This is a genomic window from Streptococcus sp. D2 (assembly GCF_006385825.1).
GTDB lineage: Bacteria > Bacillota > Bacilli > Lactobacillales > Streptococcaceae > Streptococcus > Streptococcus shenyangsis.
This window is the reverse complement of the sequence record NZ_VFSI01000005.1, coordinates 75359-96850: the sequence shown is the minus strand read 5'-3', so window position 1 is coordinate 96850 and position 21492 is coordinate 75359. Positions and strand designations below refer to the sequence as shown.

At 43.8% G+C, this 21492-nt stretch carries 22 protein-coding genes; all 22 read left to right on the top strand.

The genetic code is table 11. The features are described from left to right. The first annotated feature begins 87 nt into the window (after positions 1–87). The 22 genes from FJR73_RS04430 to FJR73_RS04325 all read left to right on the top strand — a co-directional run bounded on the left by FJR73_RS04430 (position 88) and on the right by FJR73_RS04325 (position 21481). Positions 88–648 (top strand): mechanosensitive ion channel family protein, encoded by a 561-nt coding sequence (locus tag FJR73_RS04430; RefSeq protein ID WP_033689236.1) that lies wholly within the window; start codon positions 88–90, stop codon positions 646–648. A 57-nt stretch (positions 649–705) separates the two neighbouring features. Then, complete coding sequence (locus FJR73_RS04425) at positions 706–1611, top strand: magnesium transporter CorA family protein (RefSeq protein ID WP_000478239.1); 906 nt, start codon at positions 706–708, stop codon at positions 1609–1611. Between the two features lie 16 nt (positions 1612–1627). After that, the gene (locus tag FJR73_RS04420; protein ID WP_140833557.1) at positions 1628–2155 is read left to right on the top strand and encodes a YqeG family HAD IIIA-type phosphatase; all 528 of its coding nucleotides are present in this window, start codon (positions 1628–1630) and stop codon (positions 2153–2155) included. 2 nt (positions 2156–2157) lie between these two features. Then, entirely contained in the window at positions 2158–3264 is a 1107-nt protein-coding gene (gene yqeH / locus FJR73_RS04415) for a ribosome biogenesis GTPase YqeH (RefSeq protein WP_140833555.1), read from the top strand. Positions 3265–3476: 212 nt separating this feature from the next. Then, positions 3477–3788, top strand: coding sequence for a ribosome assembly RNA-binding protein YhbY (gene yhbY, locus FJR73_RS04410; RefSeq protein WP_140833554.1), 312 nt, complete (start codon positions 3477–3479; stop codon positions 3786–3788). A gap of 51 nt (positions 3789–3839) precedes the next feature. Beyond that, positions 3840–4469 (top strand): nicotinate-nucleotide adenylyltransferase, encoded by a 630-nt coding sequence (locus FJR73_RS04405; RefSeq protein ID WP_140833552.1) that lies wholly within the window; start codon positions 3840–3842, stop codon positions 4467–4469. Continuing rightward, positions 4469–5062: a bis(5'-nucleosyl)-tetraphosphatase (symmetrical) YqeK gene (gene yqeK, locus FJR73_RS04400; RefSeq protein ID WP_140833551.1), complete on the top strand. Its 594-nt coding sequence runs from the start codon at positions 4469–4471 to the stop codon at positions 5060–5062. The genes FJR73_RS04405 and yqeK overlap by 1 nt, the downstream gene beginning before the upstream one ends. Further along, positions 5063–5416: a ribosome silencing factor gene (gene rsfS, locus FJR73_RS04395; RefSeq protein WP_119920127.1), complete on the top strand. Its 354-nt coding sequence runs from the start codon at positions 5063–5065 to the stop codon at positions 5414–5416. Positions 5417–5526: 110 nt separating this feature from the next. Beyond that, positions 5527–6267 (top strand): class I SAM-dependent methyltransferase, encoded by a 741-nt coding sequence (locus FJR73_RS04390; protein ID WP_308851418.1) that lies wholly within the window; start codon positions 5527–5529, stop codon positions 6265–6267. A 9-nt stretch (positions 6268–6276) separates the two neighbouring features. After that, complete coding sequence (locus FJR73_RS04385; protein ID WP_140833550.1) at positions 6277–7374, top strand: nucleotidyltransferase; 1098 nt, start codon at positions 6277–6279, stop codon at positions 7372–7374. 163 nt (positions 7375–7537) lie between these two features. Continuing rightward, a complete protein-coding gene (locus tag FJR73_RS04380) occupies positions 7538–9151 on the top strand; it encodes a ribonuclease Y (protein WP_033678004.1) in 1614 nt (537 codons plus the stop codon). A 138-nt stretch (positions 9152–9289) separates the two neighbouring features. Continuing rightward, complete coding sequence (gene gmk, locus FJR73_RS04375; protein WP_000775041.1) at positions 9290–9916, top strand: guanylate kinase; 627 nt, start codon at positions 9290–9292, stop codon at positions 9914–9916. A 24-nt stretch (positions 9917–9940) separates the two neighbouring features. Then, positions 9941–10255, top strand: coding sequence for a DNA-directed RNA polymerase subunit omega (gene rpoZ, locus FJR73_RS04370; RefSeq protein ID WP_000979235.1), 315 nt, complete (start codon positions 9941–9943; stop codon positions 10253–10255). A gap of 65 nt (positions 10256–10320) precedes the next feature. After that, positions 10321–12717, top strand: a complete 2397-nt coding sequence (locus FJR73_RS04365) for a primosomal protein N' (protein ID WP_140833548.1) — start codon at positions 10321–10323, stop codon at positions 12715–12717. A 12-nt stretch (positions 12718–12729) separates the two neighbouring features. After that, complete coding sequence (gene fmt, locus FJR73_RS04360) at positions 12730–13665, top strand: methionyl-tRNA formyltransferase (RefSeq protein ID WP_140833547.1); 936 nt, start codon at positions 12730–12732, stop codon at positions 13663–13665. Continuing rightward, positions 13658–14971, top strand: coding sequence for a 16S rRNA (cytosine(967)-C(5))-methyltransferase RsmB (gene rsmB / locus FJR73_RS04355; protein ID WP_181146602.1), 1314 nt, complete (start codon positions 13658–13660; stop codon positions 14969–14971). The genes fmt and rsmB overlap by 8 nt, the downstream gene beginning before the upstream one ends. Positions 14972–14985: 14 nt before the next feature. Further along, positions 14986–15726, top strand: coding sequence for a Stp1/IreP family PP2C-type Ser/Thr phosphatase (locus FJR73_RS04350; RefSeq protein WP_033680614.1), 741 nt, complete (start codon positions 14986–14988; stop codon positions 15724–15726). Then, the gene (gene pknB, locus FJR73_RS04345; protein ID WP_140833543.1) at positions 15723–17624 is read left to right on the top strand and encodes a Stk1 family PASTA domain-containing Ser/Thr kinase; all 1902 of its coding nucleotides are present in this window, start codon (positions 15723–15725) and stop codon (positions 17622–17624) included. The genes FJR73_RS04350 and pknB overlap by 4 nt, the downstream gene beginning before the upstream one ends. Positions 17625–17712: 88 nt before the next feature. Further along, a complete protein-coding gene (locus FJR73_RS04340) occupies positions 17713–18471 on the top strand; it encodes a threonine/serine exporter family protein (protein ID WP_020903004.1) in 759 nt (252 codons plus the stop codon). A 1-nt stretch (position 18472) separates the two neighbouring features. Further along, positions 18473–18922, top strand: coding sequence for a threonine/serine exporter family protein (locus FJR73_RS04335; protein ID WP_025171133.1), 450 nt, complete (start codon positions 18473–18475; stop codon positions 18920–18922). Between the two features lie 112 nt (positions 18923–19034). After that, complete coding sequence (locus FJR73_RS04330; RefSeq protein WP_181146604.1) at positions 19035–20207, top strand: hydroxymethylglutaryl-CoA synthase; 1173 nt, start codon at positions 19035–19037, stop codon at positions 20205–20207. After that, complete coding sequence (locus FJR73_RS04325; RefSeq protein ID WP_140833540.1) at positions 20207–21481, top strand: hydroxymethylglutaryl-CoA reductase, degradative; 1275 nt, start codon at positions 20207–20209, stop codon at positions 21479–21481. The genes FJR73_RS04330 and FJR73_RS04325 overlap by 1 nt, the downstream gene beginning before the upstream one ends. Positions 21482–21492: the final 11 nt, after the last annotated feature.

The window sequence follows — 21492 nt, the reverse complement described above, 5'->3', positions numbered from 1 at the left end:
TTCTGTCTATTTTTGTTATTATTTTTGAAAATTTATGGAGACTGACACTTTATGAAAGTATGGTATAATAAATGAAAGGAGTTTTCTATGCAAGAATTTATTCAAACCTATCTCAATAAGCTTGATATTACAGCGATTATCGAGAATATCTTAACCAAGCTACTTTCTCTTTTATTCTTATTTTTGATCTTTTATATAGCTAAAAAATTGCTCCATACCATGGTGCAGAGAATTGTCAAACCTTCTCTAAAAATGTCTCGTCATGATGTCGGGCGTCAGAAAACTATTTCACGTTTATTAGAGAATGTGTTTAATTATACCCTTTATTTCTTTTTACTTTACTGTATCTTGTCTATTTTAGGTTTGCCAGTTTCTAGTTTGCTGGCAGGTGCTGGGATTGCTGGGGTGGCTATTGGTATGGGAGCCCAAGGTTTTCTGTCTGATGTCATCAATGGCTTTTTCATCCTTTTTGAACGTCAACTAGATGTGGGAGATGAGGTCGTTCTGACAAATGGTCCTATTACTGTATCGGGTAAGGTTGTCAGTGTAGGTATTCGAACAACGCAACTCAGAGGAGAAGATCAGGTTCTGCATTTCGTTCCCAATCGTAATATCACCGTTGTCAGCAATTTCTCTCGGACAGACTAGGCCTGAAATTTTAGCAGATTTATGGTACAATAGAAAGAGTTTGGTAAAGGAGAGAAGATGTTTTTAGAAAAGCAGTTGGGCAATGGTTGTACCTGGATAGACCTTGATGTGGATAAGATTAAAAATATGGAAGATCTTTCTGACATCTATGGATTGGACAAGGAAACCATTGAGTATGCTCTGGATAGAAATGAACGAGCTCATATGGATTATAACCGTGAAACGGAGACGGTAACCTTTATTTATAATGTTCTTGATTTAGAAAAAGACAAAGAATATTATGAAGCGATTCCCATGACCTTTATCGTCGAAAGACAACGAATGATTACCATCAGCAACCATAAGAATGCTTATGTCATTGATCAGATGTCAGCTTATCTGGATAGCCATGAGTCGCTTTCTATTTACAAGTTTCTCTTTGCTGGTTTAGAGATTATCAGTAACGCTTATTATCCTGTCATTGAAGAGATGGATAAAAGTAAGGACGAAATTAGTGCCTTGCTACGTCAAACTACAACAAAGAAAAATCTCTTCGCCCTCTCTGACTTGGAGACTGGTATGGTTTACTTGACAGCAGCAGCAAAACAAAATCGACTCCTCTTGGAACATATCCAGGGCCATGCTCTTTATCGGAGATTTAATGATGTCGAACGAGAGCAGTTTGATGATGCCATGATTGAAGCCCATCAGTTGGTGTCTATGACAGACTTGATTTCTCAAGTCTTGCAACAACTCTCAGCTTCTTACAACAACATCCTAAACAATAACTTGAATGATAGTTTGTCAATTTTGACTATTATCTCCGTCTTACTAGCAGTACTTGCGGTTATTACAGGTTTCTTCGGAATGAATGTTCCTCTACCATTTACAGAAGAGCCAAATGCTTGGATTTATATCTTAATGACTAGCTTGATTTTATGGGTGGCCTTATCTCAATGGCTGAAGAAAATTACTAGAAAATAAAAGAAAAGGAGCCAAAATGGTGATTGAAAACTACATGCCAGACTTTGCTGTGGAAGCAGTCTATGATCTGACAGTCCCAAGCCTGCAGGCGCATGGAATCAAGGCTGTTTTGGTCGATTTGGACAATACCCTCATTGCTTGGAACAACCCTGACGGGACGCCAGAGATGAAGCAATGGCTACATGATCTTCGGGACGCGGGCATTCGCATCATTGTGGTATCAAATAACACTAAAAAACGCGTCCAACGAGCAGTTGAGAAATTTGGGATTGACTACGTTTATTGGGCCTTAAAGCCCTTCACGTTTGGGATTGACCGTGCCATGAAGGAATTCCACTATGAGAAAAACGAAGTGGTCATGGTAGGCGACCAGCTCATGACAGATATACGAGCAGCCCACCGTGCAGGCATCCGCTCAATCTTGGTTAAGCCCTTAGTCCAACATGACTCGATCAAAACGCAGATTAACCGAGCTCGTGAGCGCCGTGTGATGAGAAAAATCACTGAAAAGTACGGACCGATTACATATAAAAAAGGAATTTAACTATGGAAGAAATTCTCTGTATTGGTTGTGGAGCAACCATTCAGACGACAGACAAGGCTGGTCTTGGTTTTACCCCCCAGTCGGCACTCGAAAAAGGCTTGGAGACTGGCGAAGTCTATTGCCAACGCTGTTTCCGTCTCCGCCACTACAATGAAATCACGGATGTCCAGTTGACAGACGATGATTTCCTCAAGCTCTTGCATGAGGTGGGAGACAGTGATGCTTTAGTGGTCAATGTCATTGATATCTTTGATTTTAATGGCTCTGTTATCCCAGGTTTGCCACGTTTTGTATCGGGCAATGATGTCCTTTTGGTGGGAAATAAAAAAGATATCCTGCCTAAGTCAGTTAAACCAGGAAAGATTGGCCAGTGGCTGATGGAACGTGCCCATGAAGAAGGGCTTCGTCCTGTTGATGTCGTCCTAACTTCAGCTCAAAACAAACATGCCATTAAGGAAGTCATTGACAAGATTGAACATTACCGTAAGGGACGCGATGTCTATGTGGTCGGTGTGACCAACGTTGGAAAATCAACTCTAATTAATGCCATTATCCAAGAAATCACAGGTGACCAAAATGTCATCACTACTTCGCGCTTCCCAGGGACAACCTTGGACAAGATTGAGATTCCGCTTGACGACGGATCTTATATTTACGATACGCCAGGAATCATCCACCGTCACCAAATGGCCCACTACTTGACGGCCAAAAATCTCAAGTATGTCAGCCCTAAAAAGGAAATCAAGCCTAAAACCTATCAGCTCAATCCTGAACAAACCCTGTTTTTAGGAGGTCTCGGACGCTTTGACTTTATTGCAGGAGAAAAGCAAGGTTTTACTGCCTTCTTTGACAACGAATTGAAACTCCATCGTACCAAACTTGAAGGCGCTAGTGCCTTTTACGACAAGCATCTCGGAACCCTTTTAACCCCACCAAATAGCAAGGAAAAAGAAGATTTTCCTAAACTGGTTGAGCATGTATTTACCATCAAGGACAAGACAGATCTAGTCATCTCAGGCCTAGGGTGGATCCGTGTAACAGGCACTGCCAAAGTCGCCGTCTGGGCACCAGAAGGCGTCGCCGTCGTCACACGAAAAGCAATTATTTAAAATAAAATCACTGAGCGAACAAAGTGAGCTCATAAAAAGATAGTTATTGCCGTGGTGTCTTGCCAATCGATAGATTGGCAAGGGGCACAATTGAGACCAAGGCTCAATTGTGAGGTCAGGAAATCCATTTTTCAAAGATGAGATCTTTGGAAAATTAGTTCCGACCGTCCCTCACCACCTAAAATAACTATCAAAAAACAAGGAAGAATATTATGTCATTAACATCAAAACAACGTGCCTTCCTTAACAGTCAGGCACACACTCTTAAACCCATCATCCAAATTGGGAAAAATGGACTGAACGACCAAATCAAAACCAGTGTTCGTCAAGCACTTGATGCACGCGAATTGGTCAAGGTTACTCTTTTGCAAAACACAGATGAAAATATCCACGAAGTAGCTGAAATCTTGGAAGAAGAAATCGGTGTGGATACAGTCCAAAAAATCGGACGAATCTTGATTTTGTTTAAACAATCCAGCAAGAAAGAAAATCGCAAGATTTCTAAAAAAGTCAAAGAAATCTAAAAACTATACTCCAAATAACTGTTTTTACAGAGAAATAAAGGAGACTAGCCTATGGCAATCGAATTATTGACCCCTTTTACTAAGGTAGAGTTGGAGCCAGAAATCAAGGAGAAAAAACGCAAACAAGTCGGGATTTTAGGGGGAAATTTTAACCCTGTTCACAATGCCCATCTGATCGTTGCGGACCAAGTGCGGCAACAGTTGGGACTGGACCAGGTCTTGCTCATGCCTGAATACCAACCTCCTCATGTTGATAAAAAGGAAACCATTCCTGAACACCATCGTCTCAAAATGCTTGAATTGGCGATTGATGGGATCGAAGGTCTAGCCATTGAAACCATCGAGTTGGAGCGTAAGGGTATTTCCTACACCTACGACACCATGAAGATTTTGACAGAGAAGAATCCGGATACGGATTATTACTTTATCATCGGTGCCGATATGGTGGACTATCTGCCTAAGTGGTACCGAATTGATGAACTGGTTGACATAGTTCAGTTTGTGGGGGTTCAGCGCCCACGCTACAAGGCTGGAACTTCTTACCCAGTTATCTGGGTGGATGTGCCTCTCATGGATATCTCATCCAGCATGGTGCGTGACTTCATTGCCCAAGGACGGAAACCCAACTTTCTCCTGCCTCAGCCTGTGCTAGACTACATCGAGAAGGAGGGGCTTTACTGATGGCATACCAAAACTATATCAATTGCTCTCGCGAGGCTTTGTTGGAAAAAATGGCAGAGCTTCTACCCGAGAAACGCTTAACCCATTGCTTGGGTGTGGAGCGTGCAGCCATAGAACTGGCTCAGCGCTTTGGAGTCGATGCCGAGAAAGCAGGCTTAGCAGGGCTCCTTCATGACTATGCTAAAAAGCTGTCAGATCAGGAATTTTTAGACTTGATTGATCGTTTTCAGTTAGACCCTGACCTCAAAAACTGGGGTAATAATGTCTGGCATGGTATGGTTGGCATCTACAAGATTCAGGAAGATTTGAATTTGCATGATACAGAAATCCTGAGAGCCATTGAAATCCATACAGTCGGAGCTGGTCAGATGACCGATTTAGATAAGGTTATCTATGTCGCAGACTATATCGAGCACAATCGGGCATTTCCTGGAGTGGATGTGGCACGTGAGATTGCTGAGCTATCGCTCAATAAGGCGGTGGCCTACGAAACAGCTCGTACCGTGGAGTATCTAGCTCATCAGGGATTTCCCATCTATCCCCAAACCCTTGAAACCTATAACGCCTTTGTGCACTATTTGAAAGAGGACTAAATGAACGAAAAAGAATTACTAGAACTAGTCGTGAAAGCGGCTGATGAGAAACGTGCGGAGGATATCCTCGCACTTGATGTACAAGATTTGACTAGTGTGACGGACTACTTTGTGATCACTAGCTCAATGAATAGCCGTCAGTTGGACGCTATCGCTGACAATATCCGTGAAAAGGTAGCTCAAGCAGGCTTTAAAGGCAGTCATGTCGAAGGCGATGCAGCTGGAGGCTGGGTCTTGCTGGACCTCGGTGCTGTGGTGGTACATATCTTTTCAGAAGAAATGCGTGCCCACTATAACCTAGAAAAACTATGGCATGAGGCGAATTCAGTAGATATTTCAGAAGCTCTTGCTTAGAAGATGAACTCAGTTGTAGTCAACTGGGTTTCTTTGCTTATTTTAGAAAAAATTGATAGAAAGGTAAAGAGCGAGTGGTGTTTACCATGGAGGCTCTTGGTATCATGATTATGGCAACTTATGAAACCTTTGCGGCGGTCTATGATGCAGTCATGGACGATAGTTTATACGACAAATGGACGGATTTTTCTCTGCGTCACTTGCCTAAGACCAAGGAGAGAAAGAAACTCTTGGAATTGGCTTGTGGGACAGGAATTCAATCGGTGCGCTTTTCTCAGGCTGGTTTTGATGTGACTGGACTTGACTTGAGTGGGGATATGTTGAAGATTGCTGGGAAGAGAGCTGCTTCAGCCAAGCAAAAGATTGATTTTATGGAAGGCAATATGCTGGATTTGTCCAAGTCAGGTAAATATGACTTTGTTACTTGTTATTCGGACTCAATCTGTTACATGCAGGATGAGGTGGAAGTAGGGGATGTTTTTAAGGAAGTGTATAATGCCCTTAATGAAGATGGAGTTTTCATCTTTGATGTGCATTCGACCTACCAGACAGATGAAGTTTTTCCAGGCTATTCCTACCATGAAAATGCGGAAGATTTTGCCATGCTTTGGGATACCTATGAGGATGCGGCGCCTCACTCCATCGTGCATGAGCTGACTTTCTTTGTCAAGGAAGCGGACGGCTCCTTTAGTCGTCACGATGAGGTGCATGAGGAGCGGACCTATGAAGTCTTGACCTATGATATTTTGCTGGAACAGGCTGGATTTAAGTCTTTCAAACTCTATGCAGACTTTGAGGACAAGGAGCCGACAGAGACAAGTACCCGTTGGTTTTTTGTCGCGCAGAAGTAGGAGATCACTATGACCATCACAGGTATTATCGCGGAGTTTAATCCTTTTCATAATGGGCATAAATACCTGCTGGATCAGGCTGAGGGACTGAAAATCGTTGCCATGTCTGGTAATTTTATGCAGCGAGGAGAGCCTGCTATCATTGACAAGTGGACACGGGCCCAGATGGCGCTGGAAAATGGAGCGGATCTGGTAGTGGAATTGCCCTTTTTAGTCAGTGTTCAGGCTGCGGATTTCTTCGGTCAAGGAGCTGTGGATATCTTGGCTCGCTTGGGCATTGATACTCTAGCTTTCGGGACAGAGGAAGTTCTGGATTATCAAAAGATATCTGACTTATACACAGAGCAAGGTACTGAGATGGAGAAATTTGTGGAAAATCTGCCTGGTTCACTATCTTATCCCCAGAAAACCCAAGCTATGTGGGAGGAATTTGCAGGTCTTGATTTTTCTGGCAATACACCCAATCATGTTCTAGCTTTGGCCTATGCCAAGGCGGTTGCGGGACGCAACATCAAACTCCAGCCGATTCAGCGTCAGGGCGCTGGTTACCATTCTGTGGATAAGGATGTGGACTTTGCCTCGGCGACAGCTCTGCGCCAGCATCAGTCAGACCAAGATTTCTTAGAACGCTTTATGCCTTCTGTTGCCCTCTTTGAGCAGGCCGGTAAGGTGAGCTGGGAAGACTATTTTTCCTTGCTCCGATATCAAATCTTGTCAAATCCAGACCTAACCACCATCTATCAGGTCAATCAAGAAATGGCTGTGCGCATTAAGGAAGCTATCAAGACGGCTCAGTCTGTTGACGAATTGGTTGAAGTGGTTGCTACCAAACGCTATACCAAGGCGCGTGTCAGACGCCTCTTGGCCTATATTTTGGTGCAAGCTAGAGAAAGTGACTTGCCAGAAGCCATTCATGTCCTTGGATTTACCGAAAAAGGCAGGCAGCATCTTAAATCTCTGAAAGGACAGGTCAATCTAGTCAGTCGAATTGGCAAAGAGCCTTGGGATACTATGACCCAAAAGGCAGACCAGATTTACCAACTTGGAAAGTCAAGTATAGCAGAGCAGAATTTTGGAAGAGTGCCGATTAGAATAGAAACAAACTAAGTCTACTGCGAAGTAGGCTTTTCTAAACAACAAGTTTATTTTGGTGAATGTGTTCCAAATTCCCCAAAACATATTCTATTTTAGGTTTGTGAAAATCACTTTTTTATGGTAGAATGTAAAAGAATGTATGTCATTCGGAATAACAATAAAATGAGGTAAAAACATGGAAATCATGTCGATTGCGATTGCTGTTTTTGCCGTCATCATTGGTTTAGTCATTGGATATGTCAGCATCTCAGCTAAGATGAAATCATCTCAGGAAGCTGCGGAGTTGATGCTTTTAAATGCTGAACAAGAAGCAACTAATTTACGTGGACAAGCTGAGCGTGAAGCGGATTTACTTGTTAATGAAGCTAAACGTGAAAGCAAGTCTCTTAAAAAAGAAGCACTATTGGAGGCCAAAGAAGAAGCCAGAAAATACCGTGAAGAAGTGGATGCTGAATTCAAATCAGAACGTCAAGAACTCAAACAAATCGAAAGTCGTTTGACAGAGAGAGCTACTAGCCTCGACCGTAAGGACGACAATTTGACGAGTAAAGAACAAACACTTGAACAAAAAGAACAAAGTATTTCTGATAGAGCGAAAAACCTTGATGCGCGTGAAGAGCAATTAGAGGAAGTCGAAAGACAAAAAGAAGCAGAACTAGAGCGTATTGGTGCCCTGTCTCAGGCAGAAGCACGAGATATTATCTTGGCACAGACAGAGGAAAACTTGACCAAGGAGATTGCCAGTCGCATTCGTGAAGCTGAGCAAGAGGTCAAGGAACGGTCTGACAAAATGGCCAAGGACATCCTGGTTCAAGCTATGCAACGTATCGCTGGTGAATATGTAGCGGAGTCAACAAACTCAACGGTTCATCTGCCAGACGATACTATGAAGGGACGCATTATTGGTCGTGAAGGTCGTAACATTCGTACTTTTGAAAGTTTGACAGGGGTCGATGTGATTATCGACGATACACCAGAAGTAGTGACCTTGTCAGGATTTGATCCGATTCGTCGTGAAATTGCCCGTATGACTATGGAAATGTTGCTCAAGGATGGTCGTATCCACCCAGCTCGTATCGAAGAGTTGGTTGAGAAAAACCGTCAAGAGATTGACAATAAGATCCGTGAATATGGTGAAGCTGCTGCCTATGAAATTGGTGCGCCAAACCTTCATCCAGACTTGATGAAGATTATGGGACGCTTGCAGTTCCGTACCTCTTATGGACAAAATGTCTTGCGCCATTCGATTGAAGTTGCTAAGCTGGCTGGTATTATGGCCAGCGAGCTTGGTGAAAATGCGGCTCTGGCCCGTCGTGCTGGATTCCTTCACGATATCGGGAAAGCCATTGACCGCGAGGTTGAAGGTAGCCACGTTGAAATCGGTATGGAATTGGCTCGTAAGTACAAGGAACACCCAGTTGTGGTCAATACGATTGCTAGTCACCACGGAGATGTTGAAGCTGAAAGCGTGATTGCAGTGATCGTCGCTGCGGCAGATGCCTTGAGTGCAGCCCGTCCAGGTGCTCGTAGTGAGTCTCTTGAGAGCTATATCAAGCGTCTCCATGATTTGGAAGAAATTGCGAACGGCTTTGAAGGAGTACAAACTAGCTTTGCCCTTCAAGCAGGACGTGAAATCCGCATCATGGTCAATCCAGGACAAATCAAGGACGACAAAGTCACAATCTTGGCTCACAAAGTTCGTGAGAAAATTGAAAATAATCTCGATTACCCAGGAAATATCAAGGTAACCGTGATTCGCGAGCTTCGTGCAGTAGATTATGCTAAATAAATAAGAAAGAGCAGTTGAAAAATTACTGCTTTTTTGTTACACTAGATAGAAAGACTGTAGAAGGATAGTTTGTGTAAAATGCTACTATCTGAAGGAAAATTTTATTTTATTTTCACAGACTGACTAAAAGGAGACACAATGGCAGACCGAGGCTTACTAATCGTTTTTTCTGGTCCTTCAGGGGTTGGAAAAGGAACGGTTAGAAGAGAGATTTTTGAGAGTTCTGAAAACCAATTTCAATACTCTGTATCGATGACGACACGCGCACAACGTCCTGGAGAAGTGGACGGTGTTGATTATTTCTTCCGTACTCGTGAAGAGTTTGAGGAACTGATTCGTCAAGGACAGATGTTGGAATACGCAGAATATGTCGGCAACTACTATGGAACTCCTCTGACCTACGTCAATGAAACCTTGGACAAGGGAATCGATGTTTTCCTTGAAATTGAAGTTCAGGGCGCTCTTCAGGTCAAGAAAAAGGTTCCGGATGCTGTCTTTATCTTCCTGACACCACCAGATTTGGATGAATTGCAAGATCGTTTGGTAGGTCGTGGAACAGATAGTGCAGAAGTGATTGCCCAACGAATCGAAAAGGCCAAGGAAGAAATTGCCCTTATGCGTGAGTATGATTATGCGATTGTCAACGATCAGGTGCCCCTAGCTGCTGAGCGTGTCAAACGTGTTATTGAAGCAGAACACTTCCGTGTGGATCGTGTCATTGGTCACTATCAGGAGATGTTACCAAAATCTCCAACTACCAGATAAAATTTAGAAAATAGGTACAAGCAAATGATGTTAAAACCCTCTATTGATACCTTGCTCGACAAGGTTCCATCAAAATATTCACTCGTAATCTTGGAAGCAAAACGTGCCCACGAATTAGAAGCAGGTGCGCCAGCAACTCAAGGTTTCAAATCTGAAAAATCAACTCTTCGCGCTTTAGAAGAAATCGAATCAGGAAACGTAACAATTCACCCAGATCCAGAAGGAAAACGTGAAGCAGTGCGTCGCCGTATCGAAGAAGAAAAACGCCGCAAAGAAGAAGAAGAAAAGAAAATCAAAGAGCAAATCGCTAAAGAAAAAGAAGATGGTGAAAAAATTTAAGGTTGGGGGGACTCAATCTTATTTTTTCTATTGCAAGAATCTACTGACAAGGAGGAGGTGAGAAGATGGCCATAGCCAAGATTATTGTAGATGTGCCCTTGATGCAGACGGACCAGCCCTATAGTTACAGGATTCCTAAGGAATTTGAGGGAATGCTAGAAGTTGGGATGCGGGTTCATGTGCCCTTTGGTAAGGGCAATCGCTTGATTCAAGGAATTGTTCTTGATTTGGAGTCCCAATCAGATGAAGAAGAGATGGCGCAAGATTTAAAAGATATTGTCGAGGTACTGGATTTTTCTCCTGTACTCACGCAAGAACAACTCTGGCTGGCTGAAGAGCTCCGCAAGTCCGTCTTTTCTTATAAAATCTCTATCCTTAAGGCTATGCTACCGGGATTTCTGAACTCCAGGTATGACAAGATTCTCTATCCTCTCGAAGGTTTGAATCAGGAAGATCGAGAGCGTCTGTTTGGTTCAGAAGATTCACTTGCCTTTTCTTCTCTGGATTTAGGTAAGCAAGCAGAAATGATGCGTTTGACTAGAAAAGGCTTGCTTGGTCTAGAATATCAGGCTGTCGATCAGAAGAAGGTCAAGACTCAGTCTTGGTATGAGGTAGACCTTGCTCAATTAGAAAGTGTAGAGATTTCTACACGCGCCAAGAAAAAGTTGGAATTGAGAGATTACTTGCTGTCTCATCCTGAGAGTGCTTCCTTGGCTAGTTTGTTAGAGTCCTACTCGCGAGAGCAAGTCAACTTCTTTGTAGAACAAGGTGCTGTTACCATAGTCCAAAAGGAAGTTCAACGCTCGGCTGCTTATTTTGAAGGCATTGAGGCAAGTCAGCCTTTGGAGTTGAATCCAGAGCAAAGACAGGCGCGTGATGCGGTTGTGAGTGCTATTGGCAGTCATCAGCCTCCCTTCCTCCTTCAAGGGATTACAGGAAGTGGGAAGACCGAGGTTTACTTACAAATAATCCAAGGAGCCTTGGATAAGGGTAAGACAGCTATTTTGCTGGTTCCTGAGATTTCCTTGACTCCACAGATGACGGAGCGTTTTATAGCTCGATTTGGTGAGAAAGTGGCCATTCTGCACTCAGGCCTGTCCAATGGTGAAAAGTATGATGAATGGCGCAAGGTTGAGCGTGGAGACGCTCAAGTTGTGGTTGGAGCCAGATCAGCCATCTTTGCTCCGCTGAAAAATCTGGGTGTCATGATAATCGATGAGGAGCATGAGGTGACTTATAAGCAGGACAGCAATCCTCGTTACCATGCCAGAGAGGTGGCTATTTTACGGGCTCAGTACAATCAAGCGGCTCTGGTGCTTGGGTCTGCGACACCGAGCTTAGAGAGCCGTGCGAGGGCTGGAAAAGGCGTCTATCAACACTTACGTCTGACCCAACGTGCCAATCCTTTAGCTACCATTCCTGAGGTCCAAGTGATTGACTTTCGGGATTATATCGGACAGAATGAGACCTCAAACTTTACGCCCCCTTTGCTAGAAGCCATTCAAGACCGTCTGGCTAAAAAAGAGCAGGTGGTGCTCATGCTCAATCGCCGTGGTTACTCTAGCTTTGTCATGTGTCGAGAGTGTGGGACTGTGGATACTTGTCCCAACTGTGACATTTCCTTGACCTTGCACATGGATACCAAGACCATGAATTGCCATTATTGTGGCTTTTCGAAGGACATTCCTCAGAACTGTCCTAACTGTAAGAGCCACAGCATTCGTTACTATGGGACAGGGACACAGAAGGCTTATGATGAGCTAGCAGAACTCTTTCCCCAGGCCCGCATTTTGCGGATGGATGTGGATACGACTCGAAAGAAAGGCAGTCACCAAGCCTTGCTTGACCAGTTTGGGCGAGGGGAAGCGGATATTTTACTAGGTACTCAGATGATTGCCAAGGGATTGGATTTTCCAAATGTGACCTTAGTCGGAGTTCTCAATGCGGATACAGCCTTGAATTTGCCTGATTTCCGTTCTTCTGAGAGAACCTTCCAGCTCTTGACTCAGGTGGCAGGCCGGGCAGGCCGTGCTGAAAAAGCTGGTCAGGTCTTGATTCAGTCCTATAATCCGCAGCACTATGCTATTCGATTTGCCAAGGATCAGGATTACGAAGGTTTTTATGCCTATGAAATGGGAATCAGACGACAACTTGGTTATCCACCTTACTATTTTACGATTGGCATTACCCTTTCTCACAAGAAAGAAGAAGAGGTGGTCAAACGCGCTTATGAAGTCATGAACATTTTGCGGTCAGGTTTGTCTGAAACCAGTAACATCCTTGGGCCGACGCCAAAACCGATTGCTCGTACCCACAACCTCTATCATTACCAGATTTTGATTAAATACCGTTTAGAAGATGAGCTGGGGCCAACCCTCAACCAGGTCTTGGCCTTGACTCAAGAACGGGAAAATAGTGAGCTCCGTCTCAGCATTGACCATGAGCCACAGCAATTTTTATAAGAAGGAGAAGATATGACAAAATTAATCTTTATGGGGACCCCCGACTTTTCAGCAACAGTATTAAAAGGACTTTTGACAGATAATCGTTACGAAATTCTAGCCGTTGTGACCCAGCCAGACCGTGCTGTTGGTCGTAAAAAAGTGATCCAAGAAACCCCAGTCAAGCAGGCTGCTAAAGAAGCTGGTCTTCCTATCTACCAACCTGAAAAACTATCTGGAAGTCCAGAGATGGAAGATCTTATGAAGCTAGGAGCAGATGGAATTGTGACTGCTGCATTTGGGCAGTTTCTCCCAAGTAAATTCCTTGATAGCATGGACTTTGCGGTCAACGTTCATGCCTCTCTTCTTCCTAAACACCGTGGTGGTGCGCCTATCCATTATGCCTTGATTCAAGGGGATGAGGAAGCTGGTGTAACCATTATGGAAATGGTTAGGGAAATGGATGCAGGAGACATGATTTCCCGTCGCAGTATCCCTATCACAGATGAGGACAATGTAGGCACCTTGTTTGAAAAATTGGCGCTAGTTGGTCGTGATTTGCTTTTGGATACTTTACCTGCCTATATTGCTGGGGAAATTCAATCTGAACCGCAGGAACCAAGCCAAGTTACCTTCTCTCCAAATATCAAACCAGAGGAAGAAAAATTGGACTGGAATAAAAGCAATCGTCAACTTTTCAACCAAATCCGTGGGATGAACCCCTGGCCTGTTGCCCATACTTTTCTTAAGGGTGACCGCTTTAAGATTTATGAAGCCCTACCAGTAGAAGGTCAGGGAAATCCAGGTGAAATTCTCTCTATCGGCAAGAAAGAATTGATTGTCGCAACGGCAGAAGGAGCTTTGTCTCTCAAGCAAGTGCAGCCAGCAGGTAAGCCTAAGATGGACATTGCTTCCTTCCTCAACGGAGTTGGCCGTACATTAACTGTAGGAGAACGATTTGGTGACTAAAGTAGAAACGGCTAGAAGTTTAGCCCTAGCGGTATTAGAGGATGTTTTTATCAATCAAGCATACTCAAATATCGCCTTAAATAAGCATCTCAAAGGAAGTCAACTTTCAGCAGCAGACAAGGGCTTGGTGACCGAGCTGGTCTATGGAACGGTAGCCCGTAAACTGACTCTGGAATGGTACCTATCCCACTTTATTGAGGACAGAGACCAGTTAGACAGTTGGCTTTATGTCCTGCTCCTCATGAGTGCCTACCAACTTCGCTATTTGGATAAGATTCCAGACCATGCTGTGGTCAATGAAGCAGTGGAATTGGCCAAAGTCCGTAAAAAAGGCAGTGAAAAATTAGTCAACGCTGTCCTTCGTCGTATTCTGCGTGAAGGCTGGCCAGATATTGCCAGCATCAAGCGAAAAAACAAGCGTGATTCCCTTGCCTATTCTCTCCCAGTTTGGCTAGTTGCCAAAATCAAGGAAGAATACGGAGAGGAGCGAGCGAAGGCTATTTTTGAAAGTCTCTTGGTGCGTAACAAGGCCAGCATTCGTGTAACAGATCTAGGACGAAAAGAGGAAATCCAAGCCTTGTTGGAGGCCAGTGATTCATCCTTGTCTCCTTCTGGTCTGGTTAAGGAGCAGGGGCACTTTGCAGGCCATGATTTGTTTGAAGAAGGGGCTATAACCATCCAAGACGAGTCTAGTCAACTGGTTGCGCCAACTTTGAATTTGCAGGGAGATGAGCGAGTGCTTGATGCTTGTGCGGCTCCGGGTGGGAAAACAGCCCATATAGCCTCTTATCTTACGACAGGTCAGGTTACGGCTTTGGACCTTTACGATCACAAGTTGGACTTGATTCAAGAAAATGCTCAACGTCTGGGAGTTGCAGATCGGGTTCAAAGGCAAAAATTGGATGCCAGAAAGGTACATGAGTTTTTTGGTCAGGATTCATTTGATAAGATTTTGGTGGATGCTCCCTGTTCAGGAATCGGTCTTTTGCGCCGAAAACCAGACATCAAATACAATAAAGAAACGGCAGATTTCGCGTCCTTGCAGGAAATTCAGCTAGAAATATTAGGTAGTGTTTGTCAAACACTAGGCAAAGGTGGTATAATAACTTATAGTACCTGTACTATTGTCTCAGAGGAGAATTTTCAAGTCGTTGAGGCGTTTTTAGAAAGTCATCCTGAGTTCGAGCAGGTAAAGCTAGAACATGAATGTAAGGATATCATGAAAGATGGCTGTATCCTCATCACACCTGAATTGTATGGAAGTGATGGATTCTTCATCAGTCAATTTCGTAAGATATCGGATTAGGAAGGAACTGACACATGGAAATTTCATTATTAACAGATGTTGGTCAGAAACGAACAAATAACCAAGACTATGTCAACCACTATGTCAATAGAGCTGGACGTACTATGATTATTTTAGCTGATGGGATGGGAGGTCATCGCGCAGGGAATATCGCTAGTGAAATGGCGGTAACAGACCTAGGTATAGCTTGGGTTGACACCCAGATCGATACAGTCAATGAAGTGCGTGAATGGTTCGCCAATTACCTAGAAATTGAAAATCAAAAGATTCATCAACTTGGACAAGATGATGCCTATAAAGGAATGGGAACAACTTTAGAAGCTGTTGCTATTATTGGTAATCAGGCTATCTATGCCCACATTGGAGATTCTCGTATCGGTTTGATTCGTGGAGAAGAATACCACCAGTTAACGAGCGACCATTCCTTGGTCAATGAATTACTCAAGGCAGGTCAATTGACGCCAGAAGAAGCAGCCAGTCATCCACAGAAAAATATTATTACCCAGTCAATCGGTCAAAAAGATGAAATTCAGCCTGATTTTGGAATGATTACCCTTGAGCCAGGTGACTATCTCTTGCTCAATAGTGATGGTTTGACCAACATGATTTCAGGCAGTGAGATTTGTGATATTGTAACTAGTGATATTCCTTTGGCAGATAAAACAGCGACGCTTGTGCGTTTTGCTAACAATGCAGGAGGTTTAGACAACATTACGGTTGCCCTTGTTTCTATGAACGAGGAGGATGCAAAATGATCCAAATCGGCAAGATTTTTGCCGGGCGGTATCGAATTATCAAACAGATTGGTCGAGGAGGCATGGCAGATGTTTACTTGGCCAAAGATTTGATTCTAGACGGGGAAGAAGTGGCAGTGAAGGTCCTGAGGACCAATTACCAGACAGATCCGATTGCTGTGGCGCGTTTTCAGCGGGAAGCGAGAGCCATGGCGGATTTGGACCATCCTCATATCGTTCGGATTACAGATATTGGTGAGGAAGACGGTCAACAGTATCTTGCAATGGAGTATGTTGCTGGACTAGACCTTAAACGTTATATCAAGGAACACTATCCTCTTTCTAATGAAGAAGCCGTCCGTATCATGGGACAAATCCTCCTAGCCATGCGTTTGGCCCATACCAGAGGAATTGTTCACCGGGACTTGAAACCTCAAAATATCCTCTTGACACCAGATGGGACTGCCAAAGTAACAGACTTTGGGATTGCAGTAGCCTTTGCAGAGACAAGTCTGACTCAGACTAACTCAATGCTGGGCTCGGTTCATTACTTGTCACCAGAGCAGGCGCGTGGTTCTAAGGCGACTGTACAGAGTGATATCTATGCCATGGGGATTATTTTCTATGAGATGCTGACAGGCCATATCCCTTATGACGGGGATAGTGCGGTGACCATCGCCCTTCAGCATTTCCAAAAACCACTACCATCAGTTATTGATGAGAATCCATCTGTGCCTCAGGCTTTGGAGAATGTTGTTATTAAGGCAACTGCCAAGAAATTGACAGATCGTTATCAGTCAGTTGCAGAGATGTATGTGGACTTGTCCAGTAGCTTGTCTTACAATCGTCGCAATGAGCCTAAACTGGTATTTAATGATACTACTAAGGCGGACACCAAGACACTACCAAAGGTATCCCAGAGTACATTGACCTCGATTCCTAAGGTGCAAACACAAAGTCCGAAGCCACAGGCTGCGAAACCTAGTCAGCAGGTTTTGGAAGACAATTACGCAACCAAACCTGTTAAGAAACGGAAATTTAGAGTTCGCTATATGATTTTGTTGGCCAGCATTGTATTGGTGGCAGCTTCTCTTATTTGGATACTATCCAGAACTCCTGCAACCATTGCCATTCCAGATGTGGCAGGTCAGACAGTTGCGGAAGCCAAGGAAACCCTCAAGAAAGCCAATTTTGAGATTGGCGAGGAGAAATCAGAGGCTAGTGAAAAGGTAGAAGAAGGGCGGATTATTCGTACAGATCCTGACGCTGGAACTGGTCGAAAAGAAGGAACGAAAATCAATTTGGTTGTCTCATCAGGCAAGCAATCTTTCCAATTGAGCAATTATATAGGCCGTAAATCTACAGATGTTATCGCAGAACTCAAGCAGAATAAGGTTCCTGAAAATCTCATCAAGATTGAGGAAGAAGAATCAAGCGAGAGCGAAGCAGGAACTGTTCTTAGACAGAGTCCAGCTGCCGGAACAACCTATGATTTGAGCAAGGCCTCAACGATTACCTTAACCGTTGCTAAGAAAGTAACTAGAGTTGCCATGCCAAGTTATACAGGATCTAGTCTTGAATTTACTAAAAATAATCTCGTTCAAATTGTCGGTATTAAAGAAGCCAATATTGAAGTTGTAGAAGTGTCGACAGCTCCTGATGGAACTGCTGAAGGTACAGTCGTTGAACAGAGTCCAAAAGCGGGTGAAAAGGTTGATTTGACTAAGACGCGTGTCAAGATTTCAATCTACAAACCAAAAACACCGCCGTCAACGTCATCATCAGCACCAGTCCAACGTGGAAACCAAGGTTCTACTACGACACCAAGTCAGGGGAACCCACAAGGAAATCAACGAGGGAATGCGCCTGCTACTACTCCATCAAGTAGTGAAGGCAACAATGAAAATTCACGTGATTAGACGAATCTTTGTCATGATTTCATGGCAAAGATTTTTTTTGACTCCAGATTTGTGATAGAATAGAAGGAGTTGATAAAAGGAGGAAAGCATGGAAGAATCAAGAGAATTAAATGCGGTCATCGACGTGATTATGTTAGCTGGGACCATTCTCCTTAAAAGTGGTTCAGAAATCCATCGTGTAGAAGATACCATGATTCGGATCGCGCATTCGCAGGGGATTGTGGATTGCAATGTTCTTGCCATGCCTGCTGCCATCTTTTTCTCGATTGAAAATACCAATATTTCGCGCATGAAGCGCGTGACCTCCTCTTCTTATAACATCGAAAAAGTCTGCGATGTGAACCAGATTTCTCGTCAGCTGGTTGGGGGGCAGATTGATTTAGAAACAGCCTTTAAGCAATTGAAGGCTTTGCAAGCCCAACCCCTTCCCTATACTAAGTTGCAGGTAACTTTGGCTGCGACCTTTAGTGCCCCTTTCTTTTCAATTATGTTTAGTGGAAATATCTATGACGCACTCGGGGCAGGAGTGGCTACCTTATTTGGTTTTGCCTTTTCCCTCTATGTAGAAAAGTTTATCCGAATTCCCTTTGTAACAGCCTTTGCTGGGGCCTTTGTCTTTGGGATGATAGCCCAGTTTTGGGCTCGCTACACGGGCTTTCCTTCAACAGCAGATTTGATTATAGCTGGTGCCGTCATGCCTTTTGTACCTGGAATTGCCTTGACCAATGCGGTTCGGGATATTATGACCAACCACATAAACTCTGGTATGAGTAAAATGTTTGAATCCCTACTCATTACCCTTGCTTTAGGGGCAGGAACTTCTGTCGCCTTGGTATTGATGAACTAATATGACACTAACTACCTTTTTATTACAAGCAGTAGCAAGTCTTCTTGCTATCATCACTTTTTTAATCGTACTCAATGTTCAGCGGTCTATGCTCTTACCAGGAGGGATTTTGGGCATGGCTGTCTGGCTAATTTATCTCTTGCTTAAGGAACCAACCAATGTTATTGTAGCTACCTTCATTGCTGCCATTATCGGTTCTTGTGTTAGTCAGATTTTAAGTATTCTTTACAAGACCCCTGCTGTGGTCTTTATCTTGGCCATTTTGGCACCCCTGGTTCCGGGATACCTTTCTTATCGGACAACAGCCTTTTTTGTGACAGGTGATTACAGTCACGCCATTGCTAGTGCAACCTTAGTTGTCATGTTGGCTCTGGTAATTTCCATTGGAATGGCTAGCGGAACAGTGATTCTCAGACTGTATTCCTACTTACGAAAACAGCAAAATCGTTAGACTAACAAGAGACTTGATTTGGTGAATCAAGTCTTTTTTCTCTCTTTTACTGCCATTTGTGATAAAATAGTATAGAACGATTTTTTACATGAATGATAAAACAGAGGTAAATATGACAATCGGTATTGATAAGATTGGTTTTGCAACCAGTCAATATGTCTTGAAATTACAAGACTTAGCAGAAGCGAGGGGAATTGACCCTGAAAAATTAAGCAAAGGACTCTTGCTCAAGGAATTGAGTATTGCGCCTCTAACTGAGGACATCGTGACCTTGGCGGCTAGTGCAAGTGACTCTATTTTAACTGAGCAAGAGAGAGCAGAAATTGACATGGTCATTGTGGCTACCGAGTCAGGAATTGACCAGAGTAAGGCTGCGGCCGTCTTTGTGCATGGCTTGCTTGGCATCCAGCCCTTTGCTCGTAGTTTCGAGATTAAAGAAGCCTGCTATGGAGCGACAGCTGCCCTTCATTATGCCAAATTGCATGTGGAAAATTCTCCAGAGTCCAAAGTTTTGGTTATTGCCAGTGATATTGCCAAATATGGTATTGAAACTCCAGGAGAACCAACTCAGGGTGCCGGAAGTGTGGCAATGTTGATTACACAAAATCCACGCATTATGGCCTTTAATAATGACAATGTAGCTCAGACTCGTGACATCATGGATTTTTGGCGTCCAAATTACTCAACAACTCCTTATGTAAATGGTGTCTATTCTACTCAACAATATTTGGATAGTTTGAAAACAACTTGGCTTGAATACCAAAAACGCTACCAGCTTACTTTGGATGATTTTGCAGCTGTTTGCTTCCACTTGCCTTATCCTAAATTAGCGCTAAAAGGCTTGAAAAAAATCATGGATAAGAACTTGCCTCAAGAGAAAAAAGACCTCTTGCAAAAGCATTTTGACCAGTCTATTCTCTACAGTCAGAAGGTAGGGAATATCTACACAGGATCCCTCTTCCTTGGACTCTTGTCTCTCTTGGAAAATACAGATAGCTTGAAAGCTGGGGACAAAATTGCCCTTTATAGTTACGGAAGTGGGGCTGTGGCTGAGTTTTTCAGTGGTGAATTGGTTGAAGGTTATGAAGCTTATCTGGATAAAGACCGCTTGAACAAGCTCAACCAACGAACTGCCCTGTCTGTTGCTGACTATGAAAAAGTCTTCTTTGAGGAAGTAGACTTAGATGAAACAAACTCAGCCCAGTTTGCTGGCTATGAAAATCAAGAGTTTGCCTTGGTTGAAATTGTCGACCACCAACGTCGTTATAGCAAGGTTGAAAAATAATGAAGATAAGTTGGAATGGATTTTCTAAAAAATCATACCAAGAGCGCCTCGAGCTGTTGCAAGCTCAGGCGCTCCTTAGTCCTGAGAAGCAAGCGAGTCTGGAGCAGGATGAACAAATTAGTGTGACTGTCGCAGACCAGCTGAGTGAGAATGTGGTAGGAACTTTTTCTCTGCCTTATTCTATCATTCCAGAACTTTTGGTGAATGGGCAGGACTATACAGTTCCCTATGTGACAGAAGAACCCTCAGTAGTTGCTGCAGCCAGCTATGCCAGCAAAATCATCAAGCGAGCAGGTGGCTTTACCGCTCAAGTACATCAGCGCCAGATGATCGGTCAGGTAGCCCTTTATCAAGTTGCTGATCCTGAACAAGCGCAAGAGAAGATTACTAACAAGAAAGCGGAGCTCTTAGAACTTGCCAATCAAGCCTATCCTTCTATCGTTAAACGTGGAGGTGGGGCGCGTGATCTGCATGTAGAGCAGATTAAAGGCGAAACAGACTTCCTCGTTGTTTATCTCCATGTCGATACGCAGGAAGCCATGGGAGCAAATATGCTCAATACCATGCTGGAAGCCTTGAAGCCAGTCGTAGAAGAACTCAGTCAGGGACAGAGTCTCATGGGTATTCTGTCTAACTACGCGACCGATTCTTTGGTTACTGCAAGTTGTCGCATCGCCTTTCGCTATTTGAGCCGTCAAAAGGATCAAGGACGAGAAATTGCAGAGAAAATTGCTTTGGCGTGCCAATTTGCGCAAGCTGATCCTTATCGAGCAGCTACCCACAATAAAGGGATTTTTAATGGTATTGATGCCGTTTTGATTGCAACTGGTAATGACTGGCGTGCTATTGAGGCAGGGGCTCATGCTTTTGCCAGTCAAGACGGACGCTATCAAGGTCTCAGCTCTTGGCGTCTAGACTTGGAGACAGAAGAATTGGTCGGTGAGATGACTTTACCCATGCCTGTAGCGACCAAGGGTGGTTCTATCGGCCTCAACCCTCGTGTAGCCCTCAGTCATGAGCTACTGGGAAATCCTTCTGCCAAAGAATTAGCCCAGATTATCGTGTCTATCGGGCTTGCCCAAAATTTTGCGGCCCTCAAAGCCTTGGTGAGCACAGGAATCCAGCAAGGACACATGAAATTGCAGGCCAAATCCTTGGCACTCCTCGCAGGTGCCAGTGAATCCGAGGTAGCTCCTCTAGTCGAGCGCCTCATCGCGGATAAAACCTTTAACCTAGAGACAGCCCGGCGCTATCTCGAAAACTTAAGATCATAAAAAACTCAGAC